We start from the raw sequence: 16,215 nt of genomic DNA on the forward strand, positions 1-16,215 counted from the left end.
TATGACCGAAAAGAAAACAACGACTACGGCCAAGTCATCTACCGCCCCGGCTCCCAAGGTCAAAAGGGTCTCGCGTAAAAGCGACATCACCCTGCGCTGGGTCGAACTGGAGCATCCACAACTCGAGGCCTGGCGCGTATTGGCAGTGGAGTGGCTCCAAGGGGAAACGAGCGGGGTTGGGTGGAGGCTTAATGCCTTGGCGGCCTTCTTCGAACGCTACCTCGTCCAGCAGGGGCTGCCGCTTGACCCCTCGGTGTTCCTGGCCCGCAGCACGGTCCTGCCGGACTTCTACCGCACGACCTGCCCGGATTCAGCGAATGGCATCCAGTACAACAATAACATCCACGCCTTCCTGCACTTCGTGCTGCTGCGGGAGTTCAGCGAAGCCGACGACAATGGCCAACCGGTGGTCTCACCAGCCTTCCGCAACCCTGTGCTCCGGATGTCCAAGAGTGGCCTGCCCAGGCGGGATGAGAGCGTCCACTCGCCACTGCCCTATGGGTACATTGACGAGTTGCGGCAAATGCTGGCAGCAGGCCCAAACTTCTGCGACTGGCCGTGGGCGCAGAGCGCTCTGGGTGTGGAAATTGGCCAGCGCGGGCAAGGTGCACCTGATTGGTTTGAAGTGACCGAGGGCCAGATTGACCGGAACGACCCCGACTGCGTGTGGCGAGTCCGCAAGGTGAGTCCGAAATATCGCGGTGGCCAGGTGCTGGAGATGTGGAGCCCGGTGCGTTGGGTTGCCCTGCTCGTGAAGCTCATCCTGCCGCTGCGAACCTTCCAGGTGCGCATGCTCGACTCGGGCGAAGCGGATACCTGGCGCTATTCAGCGGGTGAGTGGACTTTGAATACGAACCGACTTGCACGGGGCAGCGAACGACGCCCCCTCCAGCAAGGGGTGTTTCGCCGCAGCAACCCGCTCTCCGATGGTAAAGATGCATCAACCGTGCTTCACATCAACACCAACAAGACTGCGGACATCGCCAAATCCGGTACAGAGAAAGGCTACGTGTTGCCCTGGTCCTTAGGTGGACCGGTACATCAGGACGTCTTTTACTGGCTAGAGAAGCTGCGCAATTGGCAGGAGAAGTACAACCCCGTCTCACGGCGCGCAGCTTGGACGGAACTGGATGGCCGCCACATCAAGGCGAAGAGCGAGGTGCAGCTCGCTGGCTATCCTGACGCTTGCTTCCTCTTCAGGTTCCCGGAGGCCCGAGACGACGAGCGGCATCTGGCGATGGTGGATGGTTCCATGGATAGGGCGTGGTTCGTTCTGCTGGAAGCGCTCGAACTGCGACTCGCCGACCTGGGTGAAACCCACCGTAACGGAAACCCGATTCGCTTCCTCCCGCCGCCAGAGGAGCAGAACAATGGGCGGACAACCCTCTTCCCGCTGCACAGCCTGCGCGTCTCCCTCATCACCGCACTGGCTCTGGAAGGGCAGGTACCGTTTCCGATACTGCAAAAACTCGTCGGCCACAGCCGGCTGCTGATGACGCTCTACTACACCAAGCCCGGCGCAACCCACATACGAGATGTGCTGCATGGTGCTGCGGAGCGGCTGGAGGCGCGCAAGGAATCAAGCATCCAGAACTTCCTACTGGATACCGCACACGACGAACTGCTGCAAAAGGCCATCTGCAACAGCGTGCCCAGCCTTGCCGCTGCCATCCCGCAGCATCCCGCTGCGCGCAACCCGGTAGGCTGGATGCCGATGCACCATGGTCTGTGTCTGGTCGGTGGCAACACGAGTGAGACTGAGGATAACGGCGTTGTGGGCGGCTGCTATAACGGCGGGCCAAACCTAGGCTCACCTTCCGCTCCGAAGTACGGAGCGGTTCCGGGCGGCAGTCGCAATTGCGTGCGTTGCCGCTGGTTCGTGACCGAACCACACCACCTGCCTGCGCTGGCAGCCCACTTCAACACACTGGCCTATCACTTCGACGAGGCACGCAACGCCTGCCTTGCGCGCGAACAGGAGCTTCAGGGCCTGAAAAAGCAGAAGGCTGACGCGGAGGACGCTGGACATCCGTTTGCTTGCCAGGACGCTTACCGGCAGGCCGAGCGGGTGTGGGAAAGCGCGATGAAGCGCTTCAGCGACTTGGCCGAAGACTTGGTGGCCTGCTGGCGTCTTATTGAGCGCTGCAAGGCTGCGCTGAATGCCGCAGAAGGCGACGGCACGCAACTGGTCACGGTCGGCGAGGTGGCCGACGTGCAGGTTGCCTTTGAGGAGACGGACTCCGAACTGCTCCAGTTGAGCGGTGTCTGCGACAGCGTCGAGGTCTACCCCGACCTGGAGCCGGGAAAGGCGGTCTTCCGCCGCAGCCAACTCCTCGATGGTGTGCTCTATCGTGACGACCTGCCACCCGTGTTCATGCTTCTGGGCGAGCAGGAGCAACTGCTCGCGGGCAACGCCTTCATGCGAAGACTGGCCCAGCAGATGAACGCTGCGAATCCCGTGCTTGGCCAGCGGGAGGTGATTCGCCTGATGGACGCAGGCGTACGCCTCAGCCAGCACTTCAACATGGACCTCGCTTCGCTGCTGCACGCCGACCGCCCGGTTCAGTCGTTCCCCTCCGGCCCCCGACCCTTGACCGGAGACGCAGCATGAGCGGCATGACGGACATCCACCCGGACGCCGTGCTTGCGTCGCTGCTCGACAAGGGCGGACGCTCCAATCGACAGGCCAACCTGGCCAAAATGCACGAGCTTTGCCGCCGGCAGCACGCAGCCGGCTCGCGCGACTTCTCCCTGCCGGCCATCGGCCGCCTAGCTGAAGCCGAAGGCATCCTGAAAGGCCGAGCGCTCTACAACGCCCAGTCCGCCGACTATCGGGTGCTCATTAAAGCGTGGTCCGCCTATGCCGGACCCGCTGAGCCCAAGCTACCCAAAACCTTGGCGAGCCATGACTACCTGATGCGCATCGAAGACCCTGCCATCCGCTCCATCATGCAGGCCGTCATCGCTGAGCGCGACAAGCTCAAAGCGCAACTCAACGTGCTGAAGGCCCACACGCTGGTAACCGTGGATCGACGTCCCTTAGGGGCGACCATCTCTGCTGCTCCGGGGACACTGCCGGTGGCTGTCCTCGCCCTGTCTGCGCAGTTGACGTCGTCGGAGCGTGAAGCCTTGCAGAAAGCGGTTTCGGCAAGCTACCTTGAAGAGCGCGGCTTGAAGGAAGGCAGCCACGGCGAAATCGTCAACGAGCGCGGACGGACGGTGTTCGAGGTGGGCTTTGCTCGTGCCGTTCGCAAGGTGCTGGGCGAATCCACGCCCAAAATTCCATGAAAAAAGCGCCGAAGTTGCCCTCGGCGCTTTGTAGTTACGATGTATTACGATGTATCTCTACACCGCAATGACTCGTAGAAAAAAATCAATTCTGACAAGGCTCTACGCTCATTCACCCACATCCTATGTATGTTTAGGGAATGAGTCAATTAAAGGGCTTTTGCTTTTGAGGCGGCGTTCTCAATGCTGCAGTGCCTGGAGCTTGCGGCGCAGCATCTGCACTTCCTCGATCAGGTCCGCCGTCAGCGCGGCCAGTTGAGGGTCGGCATCGAAGCTGTGCTCCAGATGGGCTATGCGGCGCGCGCGCACCAGGGTCTGGCTGCTGAAGCGCCACTGTGCCTGCGGTGCGGTCGCTTCGCCCGGCGGCTCGTTTTCGCAGTACAGCACGCCGGTCTGCACACGCTCCACCACCCAGTCGGTGTTGCGCTGGCAGTGGCGGGCCAGATCCTGCAGGTCCAGAGCGCCTTCGCCCAGCAGTTCTGCGGGCTCGTAGAAGGGATACAGCGGCGTGCTCATCGCGTGGCTCCTTGGCCCGCTGCGTGCTGGCGGGCATCGAACGAAGGAAAGGCCTGGGCCAGTGCCGCATAGGCTTGGCGCTGGGCGTCGGTCTTGGGCTCGGGCAGGGCGATGCCCAGCACCAGGTACAGGTCGCCCGGCGTGGCGGCTGGCAAGCCCTTGCCCTTGATGCGCAGCTTGCGGCCAGCGCGGCTGCCCGCGGGCACGCTGACCTCGAATTCACCGGCAATGGTGGCCACGCGGACCGGGCCGCCCAGTGCGGCTTCCCAGGGAGCCAGGGACACGGGCTGGTAGACATCCTTGCCCTCGGCCCACCAGCGCGGGTCGTGGCGCAGGTGCACTTCCAGCAGCAGATCGCCTGCCGGGCCGTTGCCCAGGCCCGGGCCGCCCTGGCCGGCCAGGCGGATCATCTGGCCTTCGCGCACGCCCTTGGGAATGCTGACCTGCAATTCCTTGTCGCGCGCCACGGGGTGTCCGTCCTCATCCAGCACCGTGGTGCGCAGGTGCAGGCTGCGCTGCGCGCCCTGGTAGCTGTCCAGCAGGTCCAGCTCGATGCTGGCGTGCTGGTCCTGCCCGCGCATGTCGGGTGGGGCGCGATGCTGGCCGCCTCCGCCCGCATGGCGGGCACGCGCGGCCTGGCCGAACATCTGTGAGAAGAACTCGCTGAAGTCCGCGTCGCCCTCCGGCATGGCGCCGTCGCTGCTGCGAAAGTGAAAGTCCTGCCCTTCCCAGCCAGGAGGTGGCTGGAAGCCGCCGGCGCCGGGCCCGCTGCGGCGCGGCGCATCGGCCAGGGCGTCATAGGCTGCGCGCTTTTCGGGGTCCGACAGCACGGCATTGGCTTCGTTGACTTCGGCCATGCGCTCGGAGGCGTCAGCCTCCTTGCTGACATCGGGGTGGTACTTGCGCGCCAGCTTGCGATAAGCCTTCTTGATGTCATCGGCACTGGCCTGCCTGTCCACGGCCAGGATGCGGTAGTAGTCCTTGTAATCCATGAATTTCCGTCCTCCGGCCCTTGCGGGCGATGTTCTGGACAAACCCGAAAGCAGCATAGCCCGGTCATGGCAGGGTCTCAACCGATGGGCCTTTTCCTGCTTGACTGGCATCTTGTGACGGGTTCATTACATTCGCGCGTCGGCAGGACGGAACAGGAGGCGTCGGACATGGCACATGGCAGTCGGTGGCGGGCTGGGCGGGGGCGCACAGGCTCCCGGGGATGGAGGGCCCTGCTGGGCGCATGGCTGGTGGCCGGCGCGTGTGGAACCTGCGGGGTGATGGCGCAGACCGCGCAGACCATGCAGCCATCACCGGGCGTGCCCATGGCAGACCTGCCGCCGTCCGTGGTCAGCGCCCCGCTGCCCGATGTGGGCTCTATGGCCTCCAGGGTGCTGGCCTGCACGGCCTGCCATGGTCCCGAGGGCCGAGCCACCCCCAGCGGCTACTTTCCGCGCATTGCGGGCAAGCCCGCGGGCTATCTGTACCGCCAGCTCAAGAACTTCCAGCAAGGGCGCCGCAGCTATCCCGCCATGAACCGGCTGATCGAATTCATGTCGGACGACTATCTGCGCCAGATCGCCACGCATTTCGCAGGCCTGGAGCTTCCCTATGCCCCGCCCGTGCCGGTACAACTGCCGCCCGCTGAACTCGCCCGTGGCGAGCAGCTGGTCTTGCGGGGCGACGCGCAGCGCGGCCTGCCCGCCTGCGCTGCATGCCATGGTGAGCGGCTCATGGGTGCGGGTGACGATATTCCGGGCCTGCTGGGCCTGTCGCGCGACTATCTGAACAGCCAGATCGGTGCCTGGCGTTCCGGCCAGCGCAAGGCGGCAGCGCCCGATTGCATGGACCGGGTTGCCAAGGCGCTGACGGCGCAGGAGGTCGTGGCCGTCACGGCCTGGCTGTCATCGCGCCCTGCACTGGCAGGGCCGGGCGGACATGAAGCCCTGGCCCTGCCCATGCCGCTGCGCTGCGGCGCCGTAGCCGCCGTTGCCGGCCAGGAGGGCAAGCCATGAATACCCTGGCAGAAAACGCGGCAAGCGGGAACACACGCGGGCGACGGCGGCTGGCCAGGGTGGCAGGGCTGGCGTTGCTGATCATCGCCCTGCTGGGCGCGCTCCTGGCCTGGTTCAACCTGCGCGGTGAGCAGGGCGTGCACGCCTACGGTCATGGCGGCTGGTCAGGCGCGCGCGAAACGCCAGCCGCCTTGATAGAGCGCGGTGCCTACCTGGCCCGCGTGGGCAACTGCGCAGGCTGCCATACGGCGGCTGGAGGCGCCGAGTATGCGGGCGGGCGGGGTCTGCCCACCTCGTTCGGCACGCTGTACACCAGCAATCTCACGCCTGACAAGGAAAGTGGCCTGGGGCTGTGGACGGCCCAGGACTTCTGGCGTGCAATGCATAACGGGCGGTCACGGGAAGGGCGCCTGCTGTATCCGGCCTTTCCATATGACAGCTACACCCATGTGACGCGCGCCGACTCGGACGCATTGTTTGCCTATCTGCAAAGCCTGCCCGCCGTGCGCGCGCAGGTGCCCCGGCATGCGCTGGACTTTCCCTATGGCTGGCAGGGCTCGCTGGCTGTCTGGCGCGCGCTGTTCTTCACCCCGCAGGATTGGCAGGACCGGCCGCAGAAGGCGGCTGCCTGGAATCGCGGTGCCTATCTTGCCCAGGGCCTGGGGCACTGCGCGGCGTGCCACGCGCCGCGCAACGGCATGGGTGCCTCGTCTCAGGCCATGTCCGGTGGCTTTGTGGCAGGGCAGGCCTGGTATGCGCCGTCGCTGCTTGATCCGGGCGAAGCCGGCGTGCGCGAGGGCCAGGAGTCCGCCTGGGTGCAGTTGCTGCAGACGGGTTCGGGTCCTTCGGGATCGGCGCTGGGCCCCATGGCCGAAGTCGTGGCGCGCAGCACCCAGCACTGGCAGCCGCAGGATCTGCAGGCACTTGCTTCCTACCTGCAGGAGCAGGGCGCGACAGCAGGCCCGCCCAGGAGCAGGCCTGCTGCCGCGCCCGTGCCATCCGGGCAAATGGCCTTGGGGCGGGCCATCTACGAGCGGCAATGCGCGGTATGCCACGGTGCAGAGGGCCAGGGGACGCCGGGCGCGTTTCCCGCGCTTGCGGGCAATGCCTCCGTGACCCTGGCCGAGCCGCGCAACCTGTTGCTGGTGTTGCTGGAGGGGGGCTACCCACCCTCCACCCGGCAGCAGCCGCAGCCGCACGGCATGCCGCCTTTCGGTCATGTGCTGTCCGACGCACAGGTGGCCGCCGTGGCCAGCTATGTGCGCAACGCCTGGGGCAACAAGGCAGCGGAAATCGGTAACATGGAGGTTTATCGCGCCCGGGAAGGGCGTGGTTTCTGAGAGGCTTTCATGGATTCAATGGCCGGCAAGCTGCCGGGCGACAGCGACGCCACCCGCCCCTGGTGGGTGGTGTGCCTGTGCGCGCAATGGTGCGGCGTTTGCAACCAATACCGAAGCACGTTTGCGGAACTGGCAAGCCAGTTCCCGCAGATGCGCTTTGTCTGGCTTGATGTCGAGGACCGCGAGGACGTGGCCGGAGACCTGGACATCGAAACCTTCCCCTCGCTGCTGGTGGCCGATGGCGAGCGCGCACGTTTTCTGGGGCCGGTGCTGCCCCAGGCGGGGGTTGTGGCGCGCATGCTGCAGTCACTGGCCCAGGACCCGGGCGCGGCCCCTGCCGATCCCGCCGAGGCGCAGGCCCTCTTGCGGCGGCTCCAGTCGGCGCAGGGGCTGGAGCGCGTTGGCGCCTGACGCAGGGCCAAGGGTGCGCGGGCGGGCCTGAGCACGCCGTCCTGTCCCCGCTTTTGTGCGGGGCGGGCTTGGCCTGAAGGTCGTTTGCGGATACAATGGCATATTCACGACCAAACGGGCGGGTACCAACCGCCCTTTTTTTTGGGCGATCTTCGGGCGACCTTCGGGATTGCCATGGGGCTCGGCGCTGTTGGGACATGGCTGCTGCCAATGTTTCAGGGGCGTTCCGGGTCTTTTGTGTTTGCAGGACTGAATTTAAATACACGTGGCACTACAGCAAATCGTTGAACAAACCGTGACAGGTCTGGGCTATGACCTGGTGGAAATAGAACGCTCCGCGGGCGGGCTGTTGCGCGTCACAATTGATTTGCCTTGGCAGCCCCCGGTGGAGGGCGGGCCGGTGGTGCCGGAGCAGTTCGTGACAGTCGAGGACTGCGAGAAGATCACGCGCCAGCTGCAGTTCGCGCTTGAGGTTGATGGCGCAGATTACACGCGCCTTGAGGTCTCCTCCCCTGGTATCGATCGCCCCCTGCGGCACGAGCAGGACTTCACCCGCTTTGTCGGTGAAGTCATCGACCTGACCCTCAAGGAGCCCATCGGCGCCGCCGCTGAAGGGCAGGTCAGCGCCAATCGCAAGAAATTCCGCGGCACGCTGGAGCGTGCCGAAGATGGTGGCTGGCAGATCGTCTGGAGCGACGAGCCACCCGTCAAGCCTGGCCAGAAGGTCAGCAAAAAGCGTGTTCCCGCGCCCCTGCAGGCGCTGGGCTTCACTCTGGAGGAGCTGCGCGAGGCGCGTCTGGCTCCCATCGTGGATTTCAAGGGGCGTTCTGCCAAGCCGGTCTGATCGGAGCAGGCAGGGTACGTCGAATCATTGGGGCAGGAAGGGCACTGCCATCCCCTTCCTGTGTGATTGAAATAGGAGAGTCGTCGCATGAATCGCGAATTGTTGATGTTGGTAGAAGCCATTTCGCGCGAAAAGAACGTGGAGCGCGATCTGGTGTTCGGTGCAGTGGAATCGGCCCTGGCCCAGGCCACCAAGAAGCTGTACCAAGGTGAGGTGGACATCCGCGTGGCCATCGATCGCGATAGCGGTAACTACGACACCTTCCGCCGCTGGCTGGTGGTGCCCGATGATGCGGGCCTGCAAAACCCCGATGCCGAAGAAATGCTGATGGACGCACAGGACCGCGTCCCCGGTATCTCCGAAGGCGAGTACATCGAGGAAGAGATCGAGTCGGTGCCCATCGGCCGCATCGGCGCCATGGCGGCCAAGCAGGTCATCCTGCAGAAGATCCGTGACGCCGAGCGCGAAATGCTGCTCAACGAGTTCCTGTCGCGCGGCGACCGGATCTTCACGGGCACCGTCAAGCGCATGGACAAGGGCGACATCATCGTCGAGGCCGGCCGTGTCGAAGGACGCCTGCGCCGCAACGAGATGATCCCCAAGGAAAACCTGCGCAACGGCGACCGCGTGCGGGCCATGATCATGGAAGTGGACGCCACGCTGCGCGGCGCGCCCATCATCCTGTCGCGCTCGGCGCCCGAGTTCATGGTCGAGTTGTTCCGCAACGAAGTGCCCGAGATCGAGCAGGGCCTGCTGGAGATCAAGAGCTGCGCTCGCGATTCCGGCAGCCGCGCCAAGATCGCCGTGCTCAGCCATGACAAGCGTGTCGATCCCATCGGCACCTGCGTCGGCGTGCGGGGCACCCGTGTCAACGCCGTCACCAATGAACTGGCTGGCGAGCGCGTGGACATCGTGCTGTGGTCCGAAGACCCTGCACAGTTCGTGATCGGCGCGCTGGCTCCGGCCAATGTGTCGTCCATCGTTGTGGACGAGGAAAAGCATGCCATGGACGTGGTGGTTGACGAGGAAAACCTCGCCATCGCCATCGGCCGTGGCGGTCAGAATGTTCGCCTGGCTTCCGAGCTCACCGGCTGGAAGATCAACATCATGGACGCGGCTGAGTCTGCGCAAAAGCAGGCGGACGAGTCCGCCGTTGCGCGCCAGCTGTTCATGGAAAAGCTCGATGTGGACGAGGAAATCGCCAACATCCTCATCGAGGAAGGTTTCGAGACCCTGGAAGAAGTGGCCTATGTGCCGCTGCAGGAAATGCTCGAAATCGAGGCGTTCGACGAAGAGACGGTGAACGAGTTGCGCACCCGGGCGAAAGATGCACTGCTGACGCAGGAAATCGCGCACGAGGAAAACGTGGGCAAAGTGTCGCAGGATCTGCTGACGCTCGAGGGAATGACTCCGGAGATCGTGGACAAGCTGGCCGAGGCCGATGTGCACACCCGAGACGATCTGGCCGATCTGGCCATCGACGAGTTGACCGAGCTGACCGGGCAGACCGAGGAAGAAGCGAAGGCTTTGATCATGAAGGCGCGTGAACACTGGTTCACCGAAGGGCAAGAGTAAGGTCAGGGAGGTTCAGAGCATATATGTCCAGTAATACGGTTGCCGAGTTTGCAAGAGAGCTCAACAAGACCCCTGACACGTTGCTGCAGCAGCTCAAGGCTGCAGGCGTCGCCAAGGACAACGCATCGGATGCGTTGACCGACGGCGACAAGCAGCAACTGCTCAGCCATCTGCAGGCCAGCCACGGAAGTGGCGCCAAGAAGATCACGCTGACCAAACGGTCCACAAGCGAGATCAAGCAGGCCGATTCGTCGGGCCGCGCCCGCACCATCCAGGTGGAAGTGCGCAAGAAGCGCACCTTCGTCAAGCGTGACGAGGTCGCCGATGGTGCCTCCGATCCCGCTGTCGTTGCCGCTGCCCAGGAGCAGCGCGCGGCATCGGAGCGCGAGTCCCAGGATCTGGTGCGCCGCGAAGGGGAAGCACGTCGCCAGGCCGAAATGATCGGCCGCGAGGAGGAAGAATTGGCACAGCAACGCCGTGAGCGCGAAGAGCGCGAACTAGTTCAACAACGCGAGCGAGAAGCCGAAGAGCGCGCAAGCGCCTATGCGGCTGCAGAAGCCGCAAAGATCCTCGAGGCCAACCGCGCAAAGCAGGAAGCTTCGCGTGAGCAGGCTGCAGGCCAGGCAGCGCGCGCCGAAGCCCAGGTTGCGGCTCGCGTCAAGGCCGAGGAAGAATCCAAGGCCCGCGCGGCCGAGGAAGCCGAACGCGCCAAGGATCTGGAAGACCGCCGCCGCAAGGCGCTGGCCGAGGCCGAAGCCATTCGCGCCATGATGGCTGCGCCCAAGAAGGTGCTCGTGGCCAAGAAGCCTGAAGAGCCCAAGCCCGTGGCCAAGCCTGCAGCGCCCGCTGCCGGCGATGCCAAGAAGACCACGCTGCACAAGCCCGCTGGCACGACCGCCGGTGGAGCCGGTGCGCGTGCGGGTGCGCCTGCCGGTGCCGGCAAGGAAGTCAAGTCCGCCAAGCTCTCGTCGAGCTGGGCTGGCGATGGCAAGAAGAAGGAAATCAAGACCCGTGGCGACAGCTCCGGTGGCGTGGGTGGCCGTTCCAACTGGCGCGGCGGCCCGCGTGGCGGCCGTCGTGGCAATGACCGTCATGACGGTCAGCACCAGAGCGCGGCAGCGGAATTCCGCGCCATCGAAGTGCACGTGCCCGAGACCATCACCGTGGCCGAACTGGCGCACAAGATGTCGGTCAAGGCGTCCGAGCTGATCAAGGTGCTGATGAAGATGGGCCAGATGGTCACCATCAACCAGCCTCTGGACCAGGACACGGCCATGATCGTGGTCGAGGAAATGGGCCACACGGCCAAGGTCGCCGCGCTGGACGATCCCGAAGCCTTCACGGCCGAGGAAGTGTCCCAGCAGGAAGCTGCCCAGGAGTCGCGTGCTCCCGTGGTCACCGTCATGGGCCACGTGGACCACGGCAAGACCTCGCTGCTGGACTACATCCGCCGCACCAAGGTGGCGTCGGGCGAAGCCGGTGGCATTACCCAGCACATCGGTGCCTACCATGTGACGACGCCCCGCGGCATCGTCACCTTCCTGGATACCCCGGGCCACGAGGCCTTCACGGCCATGCGTGCCCGTGGTGCCCAGGCCACCGACATCGTCATCCTGGTGTGCGCGGCCGACGACGGCGTGATGCCCCAGACCAAGGAAGCCATCAAGCACGCGAAGGCGGCTGGTGTGCCCATCGTGGTTGCCATCACCAAGGCCGACAAGCCCGATGCCAACCTCGACCGCGTCAAGCAAGGCCTGGTGGCCGAGCAGGTGGTGCCTGAAGAGTACGGCGGCGAGTCCCCGTTCATCGCCGTGTCCTCCAAGACCGGCCAGGGCATCGACGAGCTGCTGGAGCAGGTTCTGCTGCAGGCCGAAGTGCTGGAGCTGACCGCTCCCGTGGAAGCCGCTGCCAAGGGCCTGGTCATCGAAGCCCAGCTGGACAAGGGCCGCGGCCCTGTGGCCACGGTGCTGGTGCAGTCCGGTACGCTGAAGGTGGGCGACGTGGTGCTGGCAGGCCAGACCTACGGCCGCGTGCGCGCCATGCTGGACGAAGACGGCAAGCAGACCAAGTCTGCAGGCCCCTCCATCCCGGTGGAAATCCAGGGTCTGTCCGACGTGCCCCAGGCCGGCGACGACTTCATGGTGCTGCAGGACGAGCGTCGTGCCCGCGAAATCGCGACCTACCGCGCCGGCAAGTTCCGCCACACCAAGCTGGCCCGCCAGCAGGCTGCCAAGCTCGAGAACATGTTTGCCGAAATGGGTGCAGGCGAGGTCCAGACCCTGCCCATCATCATCAAGGCCGACATGCAGGGCTCGCAGGAAGCGCTGGGCACATCGCTGCTCAAGCTCTCGACCGACGAGATCCGCGTTCAGCTGGTCTACTCGGGCGTGGGCGGCATCAGCGAGTCCGACGTGAACCTGGCGCTGGCCTCCAAGGCCATCATCATCGGCTTCAACGTCCGGGCCGATGCCCAGGCGCGCAAGACGGCCGAGAGCAACGATGTGGACCTGCGCTACTACAACATCATCTACGACGCTGTCGAAGAGGTGAAGGCGGCCATGTCCGGCATGCTGGCTCCCGAGCGCAAGGAAGAGATCATCGGCATGGCCGAGATCCGCACCGTGTTCGTGGCTTCGAAGATCGGCACCGTGGCCGGCTCGTACATCACGCAAGGCCAGGTCACGCGCAATGCGCATTTCCGCCTGCTGCGCGAGAACGTGGTCATCTACACGGGCGAGATCGAATCGCTCAAGCGCCTGAAGGACGACGTCAAGGAAGTCAAGGAAGGCTTCGAGTGCGGTATCAAGCTCAAGAACTACAACGACATTCGCGAAGGCGACGTGCTCGAAGTGTTCGAGATCAAGGAAATCGCGCGCTCGCTGTAATTCGCCATGGCAACACGCAAGTCCGCTGCTCCGAATCGCAGCTTCAAAGTCTCTGACCAGATCCAGCGTGATCTGGCAGAGCTGATCGCGCGCGAGTTGAAGGACCCGCGCGTGGGCATGGTCACGCTGCAAAGCGTGGAGGTGACTCCGGACTATGCCCACGCCAAGGTCTACTTCAGCCTGCTCGTGGGCGATCCACAGGCGACGCAGGAAGCGTTGAACCAGGCCGCAGGCTTCCTGCGCAATGGCCTGTTCAAGCGCCTGCACATCCACACAGTGCCCACGTTGCACTTCATCTACGACCGCACCTCCGAGCGTGCGGCCGACATGAACGCCTTGATCGCCAAGGCCGTTTCTTCGCGCGGAAAGGAAGAGTAGCCCCATGAACGCGCCACGCACAAGGGTGCAGCGGCGCCCTGTGCATGGGGTGTTGCTACTCGACAAACCGCTGGAGCTGTCCAGCAACGACGCCTTGCAAAAGGTCAAGTGGTTGCTGCGCGCCGAAAAGGCCGGACACACCGGCACGCTGGACCCGTTGGCCACCGGCGTGCTGCCGCTGTGCTTCGGTGCGGCGACCAAGTTCAGCCAGTTGCAGCTTGAGGCTGCCAAGACCTATGAGGCGATTGCGCGCCTGGGCCAGACCACGACCACGGCCGATGCCGAGGGCGAGGTGCTGCGCGAGCGCGCCGTTGACCTCGCCGCCCTCACGGCCGAGCGATTGGCCGCCGTGCAGGCGCAGTTCACGGGTGCGATCCGCCAGGTGCCACCCATGTACAGCGCCCTCAAGAAGGACGGCAAGGCTCTCTATGAATATGCGCGTGCCGGCATCGAAGTCGAGCGCCCGGCGCGCGAAGTGACAATCCACGCACTGGAGCTTTCGCTGACGCAAGACAGCGAAGGCTTGCCTGCGATCCGGATGCTGGTGACCTGCAGCAAGGGCACCTATATCCGCACGCTGGCCGAGGACGTGGGCGAGGCCCTGGGCTGCGGCGCGCACCTGCGCGCGCTGCGCCGTATCGACACCGGGGGGCTGGGTGTCGAGCGCTGTATCTCGCTGGAGGCGCTGGCCGCCATGGGCGAGGGCGAGCGTCTGCAGCAGTTGCAGCCTGTCGACGCCCTGCTGGCCAGCCACACGGCTGTCACGCTGGGCGAGCAAGATGCGGCCCGTTTTCTCACGGGCCTGCCCCGCAAGGGCGCTTGGGCCGATGCCGAGGCGGTGGCTGTGTATGGCGAGAACCCACAGGCTCTGCTGGGAGTGGGGCGCGTGGTGCGTGGGGAACTCATCCCCGGGCGCCTGCTCAGTTCACTGGAAATTCAACAGATTTTGGAAGACACGCCGCGCCCATGACGCAGCGGCAATGGGAAAACACTATGAGCAAACAAATCCGCAATATCGCGATCATCGCCCACGTGGACCACGGCAAAACCACCATGGTGGACCAGCTGCTGCGCCAATCCGGAACCTTCGCCGAACACGAGAAAGTCGTGGACACGGTGATGGACAACAACGCCATCGAACGCGAGCGTGGCATCACCATCCTGGCCAAGAACTGCGCCGTGAGCTGGAACGAGACGCACATCAACATCCTCGACACACCCGGCCACGCGGACTTCGGTGGTGAAGTGGAGCGTGCCCTGTCCATGGTGGACGGCGTGGTGCTGCTGATCGACGCGCAGGAAGGCCCCATGCCCCAGACGCGCTTCGTGACCAAGAAGGCACTGGCCCTGGGCCTGAAGCCCATCCTCGTGGTCAACAAGGTGGACAAGCCCGGTGCGCGTCCCGACTACGTGGTCAACGCCGCATTCGACCTGTTCGACAAGCTGGGTGCCACCGACGAGCAGCTGGACTTCCCCGTGGTGTACGCCTCGGGCATCAACGGCTGGACCTCGCTGGAAGAAGGCGCTCCCGGCGAGCAGTGGGGCCCCGACATGTCGGCCCTGTTCGACACCATCCTGAAGCACGTTCCCGCCGTCAAGGGCGATCCTGCCGCTCCGCTGCAGATGCAGATCTCGGCGCTGGACTACTCCACCTTCGTGGGCCGTATCGGCGTGGGCCGCATCACCTCCGGCACGCTCAAGCCTTCGACCGACGTGCTGGTCATGGAAGGTCCTGACGGCAAGAGCTACAAGGGCCGCATCAACCAGGTTCTGAAGTTCCAGGGCATTGACCGCGTGCAGGTGACCGAAGCCGGTCCCAGCGACATCGTGCTGGTCAACGGCATCGCCGACCTGGGCATGGGCGTCACGCTGACCGACCCGCTGAACCCCCGGCCGCTGCCGATGCTCAAGATCGACGAGCCCACGCTGACCATGAACTTCTGCGTCAACACCTCGCCCCTGGCAGGTCGTGAAGGCAAGTTCGTGACCAGCCGCCAGATCTGGGACCGCCTGCAAAAGGAACTGCGTTCCAACGTGGCCCTGCGCGTCAAGGAAACCGACGAAGACGGCATCTTCGAAGTGTCGGGCCGCGGCGAACTGCACCTGACCATCCTGCTGGAAGAAATGCGCCGTGAAGGCTACGAGCTGGCCGTGTCCAAGCCCCGCGTGGTCTACCGCGACGTGGACGGCGTGCGCCACGAGCCTATCGAGCTGGTGACGGCCGACATCGAAGAAGGCCACCAAGGTGGCGTGATGCAGGCCCTGGGCGAGCGCAAGGGCGAGCTGGTCAACATGGAACCCGATGGCCGCGGCCGCGTGCGCCTGGAGTACCGCATTCCTGCGCGTGGCCTGATCGGCTTCACCAACGAATTCCTGAACCTGACCCGTGGTTCCGGCCTGATCTCCAACATCTTCGACAGCTACGAGCCGCACAAGGGCGAAATCGGCGGCCGCAAGAACGGTGTGCTGATCTCCATGGACGAAGGCGAAATCTTCACCTACGCCCTGGGCAAGCTGGACGACCGTGGCCGCATGTTCGTCAAGGCCAACGATCCCGTGTACGAAGGCATGATCATCGGCATCCACAGCCGCGACAACGACCTGGTGGTCAACGCCACGCGTACCAAGCAGCTGACCAACTTCCGCGTGTCCGGCAAGGAAGATGCCATCAAGATCACGCCCCCGATCGACCTGTCGCTGGAATACGCGGTGGAATTCATCGAGGACGACGAGCTGGTGGAAATCACCCCCAAGAGCATCCGCGTTCGCAAGCGCCACCTGTCCGAGAACGAGCGCAAGCGCGCTTCGCGCGGCGCATAAGCGCTGTTGCGCCAAGGGCGCACGCAAGCCGCATGGCTTCATCGCCCTGACTGTCAAAGGCCGCATCTGCGGCCTTTGTCTTTTGTGGCGCGCCGTTCAGGCGTGCGGGCGCCACGGCAAAGGAACTGCTGCTGCTACTGCTTGCAACTGCT

General features: G+C 64.5%; 13 protein-coding genes. 11 read left to right on the forward strand and 2 right to left on the reverse strand.

Annotated elements, in window-relative coordinates; translation table 11 throughout:
* The first annotated feature begins 1 nt into the window (after position 1).
* Both gmtZ and gmtX read left to right on the forward strand, forming a co-directional pair.
* A complete protein-coding gene (gene gmtZ / locus DACI_RS14970; RefSeq protein WP_012204584.1) occupies positions 2-2,611 on the forward strand; it encodes a gamma-mobile-trio integrase GmtZ in 2,610 nt (869 codons plus the stop codon).
* Positions 2,608-3,288: a gamma-mobile-trio protein GmtX gene (gmtX, locus tag DACI_RS14975; RefSeq protein ID WP_012204585.1), complete on the forward strand. Its 681-nt coding sequence runs from the start codon at positions 2,608-2,610 to the stop codon at positions 3,286-3,288. The genes gmtZ and gmtX overlap by 4 nt, the downstream gene beginning before the upstream one ends.
* A 180-nt stretch (positions 3,289-3,468) precedes the next feature.
* Here the strand turns inward: gmtX and DACI_RS14980 are convergent, their stop codons facing one another.
* Both DACI_RS14980 and DACI_RS14985 read right to left on the reverse strand, forming a co-directional pair.
* Complete coding sequence (locus tag DACI_RS14980) at positions 3,469-3,804, reverse strand: MerR family transcriptional regulator (RefSeq protein ID WP_012204827.1); 336 nt, start codon at positions 3,802-3,804, stop codon at positions 3,469-3,471.
* Positions 3,801-4,796 (reverse strand): DnaJ C-terminal domain-containing protein, encoded by a 996-nt coding sequence (locus DACI_RS14985; RefSeq protein ID WP_012204828.1) that lies wholly within the window; start codon positions 4,794-4,796, stop codon positions 3,801-3,803. Before DACI_RS14985 ends, DACI_RS14980 begins: the two co-directional genes overlap by 4 nt.
* Before the next feature lie 168 nt (positions 4,797-4,964).
* On the opposite strand from DACI_RS14985, the gene DACI_RS14990 reads away from it, so the two are divergent.
* The 9 genes from DACI_RS14990 (at position 4,965) to typA (ending at position 16,063) form a co-directional block, all read left to right on the forward strand.
* On the forward strand, positions 4,965-5,810 hold the full coding sequence (locus DACI_RS14990) for a c-type cytochrome (RefSeq protein ID WP_012204829.1): 846 nt from the start codon (positions 4,965-4,967) through the stop codon (positions 5,808-5,810).
* Entirely contained in the window at positions 5,807-7,150 is a 1,344-nt protein-coding gene (locus DACI_RS14995) for a c-type cytochrome (RefSeq protein ID WP_012204830.1), read from the forward strand. The genes DACI_RS14990 and DACI_RS14995 overlap by 4 nt, the downstream gene beginning before the upstream one ends.
* A gap of 9 nt (positions 7,151-7,159) precedes the next feature.
* Positions 7,160-7,561, forward strand: a complete 402-nt coding sequence (locus DACI_RS15000; RefSeq protein WP_012204831.1) for a thioredoxin family protein — start codon at positions 7,160-7,162, stop codon at positions 7,559-7,561.
* Between the two features lie 265 nt (positions 7,562-7,826).
* Positions 7,827-8,405 (forward strand): ribosome maturation factor RimP, encoded by a 579-nt coding sequence (rimP, locus tag DACI_RS15005; RefSeq protein ID WP_012204832.1) that lies wholly within the window; start codon positions 7,827-7,829, stop codon positions 8,403-8,405.
* 87 nt (positions 8,406-8,492) lie between these two features.
* Positions 8,493-9,980: a transcription termination factor NusA gene (gene nusA / locus DACI_RS15010; RefSeq protein ID WP_012204833.1), complete on the forward strand. Its 1,488-nt coding sequence runs from the start codon at positions 8,493-8,495 to the stop codon at positions 9,978-9,980.
* A gap of 23 nt (positions 9,981-10,003) precedes the next feature.
* The gene (infB, locus tag DACI_RS15015; protein ID WP_012204834.1) at positions 10,004-12,865 is read left to right on the forward strand and encodes a translation initiation factor IF-2; all 2,862 of its coding nucleotides are present in this window, start codon (positions 10,004-10,006) and stop codon (positions 12,863-12,865) included.
* A 6-nt stretch (positions 12,866-12,871) separates the two neighbouring features.
* Positions 12,872-13,243, forward strand: a complete 372-nt coding sequence (gene rbfA / locus DACI_RS15020) for a 30S ribosome-binding factor RbfA (RefSeq protein ID WP_012204835.1) — start codon at positions 12,872-12,874, stop codon at positions 13,241-13,243.
* A gap of 4 nt (positions 13,244-13,247) precedes the next feature.
* Positions 13,248-14,213 carry a tRNA pseudouridine(55) synthase TruB gene (gene truB, locus DACI_RS15025; protein ID WP_012204836.1) on the forward strand — a complete coding sequence of 322 codons (966 nt, stop codon included), beginning with the start codon at positions 13,248-13,250 and terminating at the stop codon, positions 14,211-14,213.
* Between the two features lie 23 nt (positions 14,214-14,236).
* Positions 14,237-16,063, forward strand: a complete 1,827-nt coding sequence (typA, locus tag DACI_RS15030; protein ID WP_012204837.1) for a translational GTPase TypA — start codon at positions 14,237-14,239, stop codon at positions 16,061-16,063.
* The last annotated feature ends 152 nt before the right edge of the window (positions 16,064-16,215 follow it).

Origin of the sequence: Delftia acidovorans SPH-1, assembly GCF_000018665.1 — a bacterium.
GTDB classification, from domain to species: Bacteria; Pseudomonadota; Gammaproteobacteria; order Burkholderiales; family Burkholderiaceae_C; genus Comamonas; species Comamonas acidovorans.

Excerpts from the sequence above, each read along its gene's own strand:
- gmtZ (WP_012204584.1), top strand. The coding sequence starts at position 2 with ATGACCGAAAAGAAAACAACGACTACGGCCAAGTCATCTACCGCCCCG.
- gmtX (WP_012204585.1), top strand. The coding sequence starts at position 2,608 with ATGAGCGGCATGACGGACATCCACCCGGACGCCGTGCTTGCGTCGCTG.
- DACI_RS14980 (WP_012204827.1), bottom strand. The coding sequence starts at position 3,804 with ATGAGCACGCCGCTGTATCCCTTCTACGAGCCCGCAGAACTGCTGGGC.
- DACI_RS14985 (WP_012204828.1), bottom strand. The coding sequence starts at position 4,796 with ATGGATTACAAGGACTACTACCGCATCCTGGCCGTGGACAGGCAGGCC.
- DACI_RS14990 (WP_012204829.1), top strand. The coding sequence starts at position 4,965 with ATGGCACATGGCAGTCGGTGGCGGGCTGGGCGGGGGCGCACAGGCTCC.
- DACI_RS14995 (WP_012204830.1), top strand. The coding sequence starts at position 5,807 with ATGAATACCCTGGCAGAAAACGCGGCAAGCGGGAACACACGCGGGCGA.
- DACI_RS15000 (WP_012204831.1), top strand. The coding sequence starts at position 7,160 with ATGGATTCAATGGCCGGCAAGCTGCCGGGCGACAGCGACGCCACCCGC.
- nusA (WP_012204833.1), top strand. The coding sequence starts at position 8,493 with ATGAATCGCGAATTGTTGATGTTGGTAGAAGCCATTTCGCGCGAAAAG.
- infB (WP_012204834.1), top strand. The coding sequence starts at position 10,004 with ATGTCCAGTAATACGGTTGCCGAGTTTGCAAGAGAGCTCAACAAGACC.
- rbfA (WP_012204835.1), top strand. The coding sequence starts at position 12,872 with ATGGCAACACGCAAGTCCGCTGCTCCGAATCGCAGCTTCAAAGTCTCT.
- truB (WP_012204836.1), top strand. The coding sequence starts at position 13,248 with ATGAACGCGCCACGCACAAGGGTGCAGCGGCGCCCTGTGCATGGGGTG.
- typA (WP_012204837.1), top strand. The coding sequence starts at position 14,237 with ATGAGCAAACAAATCCGCAATATCGCGATCATCGCCCACGTGGACCAC.